The 6,604-nt window shown below is 41.6% G+C and carries 7 protein-coding genes and 1 pseudogene; 4 read left to right on the plus strand and 4 right to left on the minus strand.

All coding sequences use genetic code 11. The annotated features are described in order from the left end of the window. Positions 1-95: 95 nt before the first annotated feature. The 4 genes from H9625_RS16710 to H9625_RS16725 are packed head-to-tail and all read left to right on the plus strand — an operon-like array spanning position 96 to position 3,352. Positions 96-692, plus strand: a complete 597-nt coding sequence (locus tag H9625_RS16710) for a hypothetical protein (RefSeq protein ID WP_191765439.1) — start codon at positions 96-98, stop codon at positions 690-692. 5 nt (positions 693-697) lie between these two features. After that, positions 698-1,096 carry a hypothetical protein gene (locus tag H9625_RS16715; RefSeq protein ID WP_191765441.1) on the plus strand — a complete coding sequence of 133 codons (399 nt, stop codon included), beginning with the start codon at positions 698-700 and terminating at the stop codon, positions 1,094-1,096. A 5-nt stretch (positions 1,097-1,101) separates the two neighbouring features. Then, a complete protein-coding gene (locus tag H9625_RS16720) occupies positions 1,102-1,785 on the plus strand; it encodes a hypothetical protein (protein WP_191765443.1) in 684 nt (227 codons plus the stop codon). Between the two features lies 1 nt (position 1,786). After that, a complete protein-coding gene (locus H9625_RS16725) occupies positions 1,787-3,352 on the plus strand; it encodes a hypothetical protein (protein WP_191765445.1) in 1,566 nt (521 codons plus the stop codon). 93 nt (positions 3,353-3,445) lie between these two features. Here the strand turns inward: H9625_RS16725 and H9625_RS16730 are convergent, their stop codons facing one another. The 4 genes and pseudogenes from H9625_RS16730 to H9625_RS16745 all read right to left on the minus strand — a co-directional run. Next, a complete protein-coding gene (locus H9625_RS16730; protein WP_191765447.1) occupies positions 3,446-4,231 on the minus strand; it encodes a hypothetical protein in 786 nt (261 codons plus the stop codon). Between the two features lie 228 nt (positions 4,232-4,459). Beyond that, positions 4,460-5,536 carry a relaxase/mobilization nuclease domain-containing protein gene (locus H9625_RS16735; RefSeq protein ID WP_191765449.1) on the minus strand — a complete coding sequence of 359 codons (1,077 nt, stop codon included), beginning with the start codon at positions 5,534-5,536 and terminating at the stop codon, positions 4,460-4,462. After that, positions 5,533-6,063 (minus strand): plasmid mobilization protein, encoded by a 531-nt coding sequence (locus tag H9625_RS18090; RefSeq protein ID WP_394354960.1) that lies wholly within the window; start codon positions 6,061-6,063, stop codon positions 5,533-5,535. Before H9625_RS18090 ends, H9625_RS16735 begins: the two co-directional genes overlap by 4 nt. Before the next feature lie 305 nt (positions 6,064-6,368). After that, a pseudogene (locus tag H9625_RS16745) lies at positions 6,369-6,604 on the minus strand (hypothetical protein); the annotation flags it as partial.

A 6,604-nucleotide genomic window follows, 5' to 3' on the forward strand; every position in this document is an offset into this window, starting at 1 on the left:
AAATTTCAGAGCATAATATGAACAATAACAAGGGCGTTTGATACTGCTTTTTTAGGAACGTAGAACTGGACACACTACCATATAAGTAATTCATCATGAAGAAGATATTGTTAATTATATTTCTGTGCATGGCACCGGTAATCACCTATGCCCAAGAAGACACATTACACATCTCAACCGACAAACGTGATGGCATTGTTTATTCACGATACTATGTCATCAATGATTCTCAATTTATGATAGTACATTATAAAGCAGAGAAAAACGACACTATCTATGAAGAGTCTATTCCTGAGTATTATCAAGAGTTCTACAAACGTGAGGTATATCTTAGAGATCTGAAAAGAAAAGATGTTTCAAAAGTCGTTGCTGACGAGGTTTTTGATTACTTCAAGGGACTTACAGAAGAAGAACTGCTCACAAAATTATCCAACAAGAAAGTCGCTGTTGACTTGGATGGTAGCTACCAAGCAATGTTTTTCAATGACAAATCTAAAAAGAATGAGGTGTTTTCCTTTAAGATTTGGGATGGAAAGGTTAGTCGGATTTCAAGACCGTCAACAAACACCTTACCAACAAATGATGTATGGACTGCATTTCAAATTATACAGCTGAAAGAATATTTAGGCGATATGGAGGCTCTTATTCAGCAACTTAGAAAGAAATACCCATCAAGTAAAATCAAAAAGTAATAACAATGAGATCAATATTTGTATCATTATTTATTATTTTGGCGGTAAGTGTTTCCGCTCAAGCTAAACGATACTATTGTGAAGTTAAAGGTATTGAGAAGGAGCTTACTTCTGGACTAAAAATTGTATTCGACTTCGGCAATAGCCTTGTTTACTCTGCATGGGGTGGCTTGAAAAGCAAACAAAAACTTGTTGACGAAAAGGGTGAGGAAATCCCTTTCAACAGTATGGTTGATGCAGGTAACTACCTGTCTGATAAGGGATGGACTTTTGTACAAGCCTACACTTCCGTATATGGTTCACAAGCCATTGTTCACTGGATGTTTGTAAAAGAAGCAACAAGCCCTGAAGAAGCAGTAAAAGGCATCATGACAAAGGACAATTATAATAAACAAAAAAAATAAAGAATATGCAAGAAAAATCATTTGCTACATGTTTCGATAAGAACTGTGAGGAATTTGCAGAACTGCTTATGACTCTTGTTTCAGACAACCCTTCTATTTGTAATATCAACCTGAAGAAAGAGATTTTTAAGAAAGATAGAGCAATTACATCAAATGAGTATGTACTTGCTATTGGTCCAGATGGTTCTAAAGTTAATAGAGCGTCATTCCCTGATTCTTACAACAAATATGGCATTCATATTGGCTACAGAGGTACAAAGGCATGGATAAGTTGTGAAAACTTTGACTGGACAGTAGAAAGCTTAAGAGAATTTCGCATAGAGCTGATCTCTTTACTAGAAGAATCGGGAATGCGTACGGATAATATTGATGACCGCATTGCAGAGAATGTGAAGAAAGTAAAATCAGAGAAATCCATGGATAGCATTACTTCCTATTCAACAATTGATGGCATTATCATGGGTTCATTGACTACCGTTGCAATAGCAGGTGAGTTTGTTAAAAATCCAATTGGGTCTTTTGTCAGTTATGTAAGGCAATGGATAGATAACATTCTTAATGCATCTCAAAGAAGAGAACAACAATATAAACTGGCAGTTGTTTTATTTTATCATAAGTATATTACAGATTTTCTTGAACTTAAAAACTCTGCCAACAATAATGCAGAGGACGAAAAAATGAATTTCTAAAATGTCTGAAAGACGGAATACATTTAAGGATGGAGCCGATTTCTATGCAAAAGAGATTGGTGCATTTGTTGGTGGCGAGCATACCAGATTGGCAAATGCTGATTATTTGAAAAATGTTCAGCAAGAAATTGACAATCTCAGTGAAGCCATCAACAAGTACGCTGATAATGGTAATCCACAACTTAAAGGATTGGTCGCAGAAGCCTGGCATACTTATACATTCAACATAGATGCCGCTGCTAAACAGTCTGTCAATCGAGCAGTTCAGGTAGAGTCAAACACTTTAGGATCAGTAGATGTATCAACTTCTTGGGGTGAGGACTATAGTCTAAAATATTATAAATCTGGATCAGACAGTGCGATTGCACAAGGACATTCTTTAGAATACGCTTATCAAAAATATATTCATAATCTGCGCGAAGGGGCATCTATTCCAACAAGAGAAGAATATCTAGCAATGAGTGGAATTGACCCAAAGACAGACATGGCTTTATGTATGTATGAAGGTCAAGCCCGCTTAATTCCATCTGATCAGATTCAAGATGCCATCGAGGCCTTAAACAAGAAAATTGTCAAAGAACTAAATAATCTTGATAATCCTGAACGCTCAAAAGTTGCTGAACGATTAATCCAAGTTAAAGAGAAGCTAACTTCTCACATAGAAAGCCCAGATGGCGCATCTTCTGCAAATTTGACAGAAGCAGAGTCTCGTGAGTTAGCACAACTTGCGAAAGAGGGGAAATTTGACCCGGAGAGATTCGACATTACTCTTGCTAAAAAGGCAGACTTCGCGTATCTTACAAAAAATGCCATGAATGCAGGATTAAATGCAGCATGGATCTCTGCGTTGTTAAAAATAGTGCCAGAATTGATTGGTTCATTGAAAAAGTTACTAAAAGAAGGCTATTTAGATTCAGAAGACTTAAAGAATATCGGGAAAGCAGGTGTTAACGGTGCTAAAGATGGCTTTCTCAGAGGTTTCTTTTGTGCTGCAATATCTACAGCCGCTGAAACAGGGTTATTAGGACAATGGATGAAGACAGCCTCCGAATCTGCCGGATTCGCTCCTATTATTGGTACAATGGTTGTTTTAGTTTGCCAATCTGTGTCAGATGGAATAAAATGTGCTCAGGGTGAATTAACAGGAAGAGAATATGCCTATAACATAGAAAAGAACATTGTTATTGCAGCCAGTGGTGTGGCTGGAGGACTTGCATTACAAGCAGCAATACCTGTTCCTATAATATCATATGCAATAGGAAGCATAGTTGGTTCTATGTTAGGTGGTTTGGTGTTCTCTGCAAAAGAACAAATAATGCTTTCTCTTTGTGTTAAACATGGCTATACCGTATTTGGCTTGGTCGATCAAGACTACACCATGCCTGATTCCGCAAGAAAAAAGTTAGGTTTTCCTGTATTTGGATTTGATGAATACAAATTCTCTGAATATAAATTTCATGAGTACAAAGCAATCCAGTACAAGTGGCAAGAGTACAAATGGAAAAAGTTGGATTGTGTACTACTTAAACGAGGTGTTATTGCATGTAGAAAAATTGCCTACATTTGACATTGAATAATATCACTACGAATTGCCAACGAAAAGGCGCATCACCCACTACGGATGGTGCGCCAATTTTAATAGAGAGTAGTGGTAAGCCTATCACTTGCGACGTTTCTGTCTCTGTTGCTTCTGCTTCTTTTCCATCATGATGTCGTACTTCTTGCGAATTGTCTCTTGCAGTGCGTCAATATCGTCCTTGCGGTATTTGGCATCGCTGTAGATAAAATCCACATAGTCAAACTTGTTGATGGTAGCCGTATCGCCTTCGGACAGTGACCAGTTTCTGACAGTGACATACTTGGCACGATCATGATGCAGGTCCTTGTTGTCGTATGACAAAAGAATAATCATGCAGAACTCCAGCACCATCACAAAGAATGCGATGAGGAAGCAAAATCTGCGGAAGTACTTCGACTGCCAGAGGTAAGCAAAACCATACATAGGCCAGTGCCAGAACAAGTAAGCCAGACATGCCCACGATGGGAATGGGGGCCTCTTCGGAGCCTTAACACCTTGCACGTCCTCAATCCTGCCGATAACTGTCTCCAGACGTTTGACGGTTTCGTTCTGAGTATCTGCAATCTCCTTGGACTTCGACTGTTGCTTGTCGATAGCACTCTCATGCTTCTTGTAGAGATTGTAACCAGTCAGAATGTCGTTCATGAAACCAGTACACTTTACAAGAGCATTCTCAGGTGTGATGACATCGATACCGGATTCCTCCTGCTTACGTCTGCTCTCTTCTCTTGCCTTTCGCTTCGCTTCTTCTCGGTTATCAGAATAAGCGTTGAACAGCGTCTCAAAGAGAAAGCAGTAGTCTTCCACGGTTATGTCGTTGAGCAACCTGTCAGAGAACTTAACCTCGACAGGCGCACTTTCTGGCACTTCTGTGGATTCAGAACCTGACTGACAGACAGGAACAATGACATCAGCATCCTCAACCTGCTCAGAAGATTCAGCAGTATGTGCAGACACAGTCTGTGAAGAGACAACTGTGGATGAAATATCAGCCATTTTGTCTTTCACTTCTTGAACCTTCTCCTTGGTTATCATCCTTGCAGGTTTGAGTTTCGGTTTAGAGTTTGTATTCGTAAATCCCATAATCTAAATGTATTAACGGTGGAACTTAGGTCTCTTTTTCTTCTCGTCATCATTGTCATCGCCCCAACCACTGGAACTGCCACCACCGCCACCTCCTGAGGTCGGAACCACAGCAGGACCAACTGCAAGCTCGACAGCTGCAGCAGCCACGTTGGAAGCAAGTTCAGCAGCCGCATCGGTATCGAAAAAGGCAGAATCGTTGTTATCATCATAGATATTCACGCTACTGTCCTCGACATACTCGTATTCCTTGCCAAAGGAAACTTTCGGCAGACGGACATCGGAATCCATGTCGTCAAACTTGATCTCATGAATCATAGGTTCATCAGGCAACCACTGGTCTTTAGGCAACAGAGAGTTGATGTTGTACAACTGCTGATTCAACATGTAGAAAGTCAAACTGCGTCGGTCAACCTGATAACCACTCATTGAGACATTGCCTTTGGTGAAGACAACTCCCATGCCTTTACCACTTTCGCGAGGTGCGACCTTGACCTGAATGCCTTGCTTCTTCATACGATCAATGAAATCCAGCCATGTACGACTGCCAGGCAATGCTTTCTGTGCTGCATCAAAGATGGCATACTTGACAACTGCCTTGCCTTTGAGTCGGTCACGGTTTACCTTCATCTTGCCATCGCTCCAGTGAAGACCGTAGTGTCTGGTCATCGCCTGACAAATGGCGATTGCTCTTTCTACATCACATCCGTCAGATATGGTCTTGCCGAAATCGTTGACTCGGTTATAGACAACATGCACATGGTCATGGTCGTGGTCATGGTGTCGGAAGATGACAAACTGGGTATCAGTGATGCCCATCTTCTTCATATACTCCATTGCCAGTTTACGCATGAATCCGTCAGTGCAACGATGTGCGTCTTCTGGAGGAAACGAAAGCGCAAAGTGTCCGACACAATTCCGCACCCTTTGGTTCATCATAGCCTGAATCTTGAAAGACTTTGCTATGGTATAGTTGCTTCGAAGATCAACTCCGCGAGAAGCGAGAATTGTTGTGCCTTTGTCCTTGATGTCGTTTGCATAATTGACGATTCCCCCGAAGGTAGAACCGTTACTTATCTTGGGCATCATATCCAGCTGTAGATTATATCGAGTACACCATGAAGTCTTGACCGCAAATCGAGCAGTTCCTTTGCCACACTGCTGAAGCCAGCCTTGTTGGCTTGGTATGCTAACTGGTTAAGATTTCCAGCCATGTTAGCAGCTGCCCTGAAGTCCTTGGCGAAGTCAGGATCTATAGGAGCCTTGACATAGCCGTTCATGGTCATTTGGTTCATGTACTCGGAGTCAGACATCCTGTTTTCATCAGCAGCGAGCTCGACGCATTTAGCCTCTTCAATAGTGAAGTAAGCCTTCTTGCATACGGTTCGCTTCTGTTCCTCTGGTATGTGGGGGCGACCTCCCTTATGTTTACGAGAAGAGTCAGGGGTTTGGGATTCTTGGGTATTATTCATAATAGCCTCCTTCACATTTATGTGCCAGCATCTTGATGCTCCCGACCGAAGGGATGGTTGTTTTCTGGGCATAGAAAACATACACTTGCTCCCCAACCCCGTAAAACCCCTTACCGCAAAGCGGTCGTTACGTCTGACGGACATCGTTTCAGCTCTGCTGGATCGTGTCAGATACAAGACTTAACGAAGGTAAAACCAAGGTTATAGCCGTAGGCATCGAAGATGTTTGCAATAGATGAATAGACAGGCTGCAGGACAGGTGGTGAGCCATCGGCAGAGCCATGGTCTTACGACCTCGACAAAGCCTCCAGAAACGGATTTTACGCATGATAGCGGACTGTGATCAGAGACACCTCGCTGACCTCTGCCTGCTGCGTAATGTCCGAGTAGAAGGATGGTCTCGAATCAATGCCTGGGCGACTCTTACTACATATAACCCGTTGGCGGAATTAATTTAGTGCGTATTTAATTCTGCCAATAGGCTTGTTATTAATATAGTTGACGTATTGCAACACGGTCAGCGCACTAATTTTGCCAATGATTCTGGCAAACAAACCGTTTGTTATCTTAGCATAGTTCCTGATGACCAGGAACTGGCCTGACAATTGAGAAGCTGTTTTGATTTCATTCGATAAATTTGTTAAGCATGATTTGGATGAATGCAATCTGTACCATAGCTTCTGCG

Source organism: Phocaeicola intestinalis, assembly GCF_014837065.1.
Taxonomy (GTDB): Bacteria; Bacteroidota; Bacteroidia; order Bacteroidales; family Bacteroidaceae; genus Phocaeicola; species Phocaeicola intestinalis.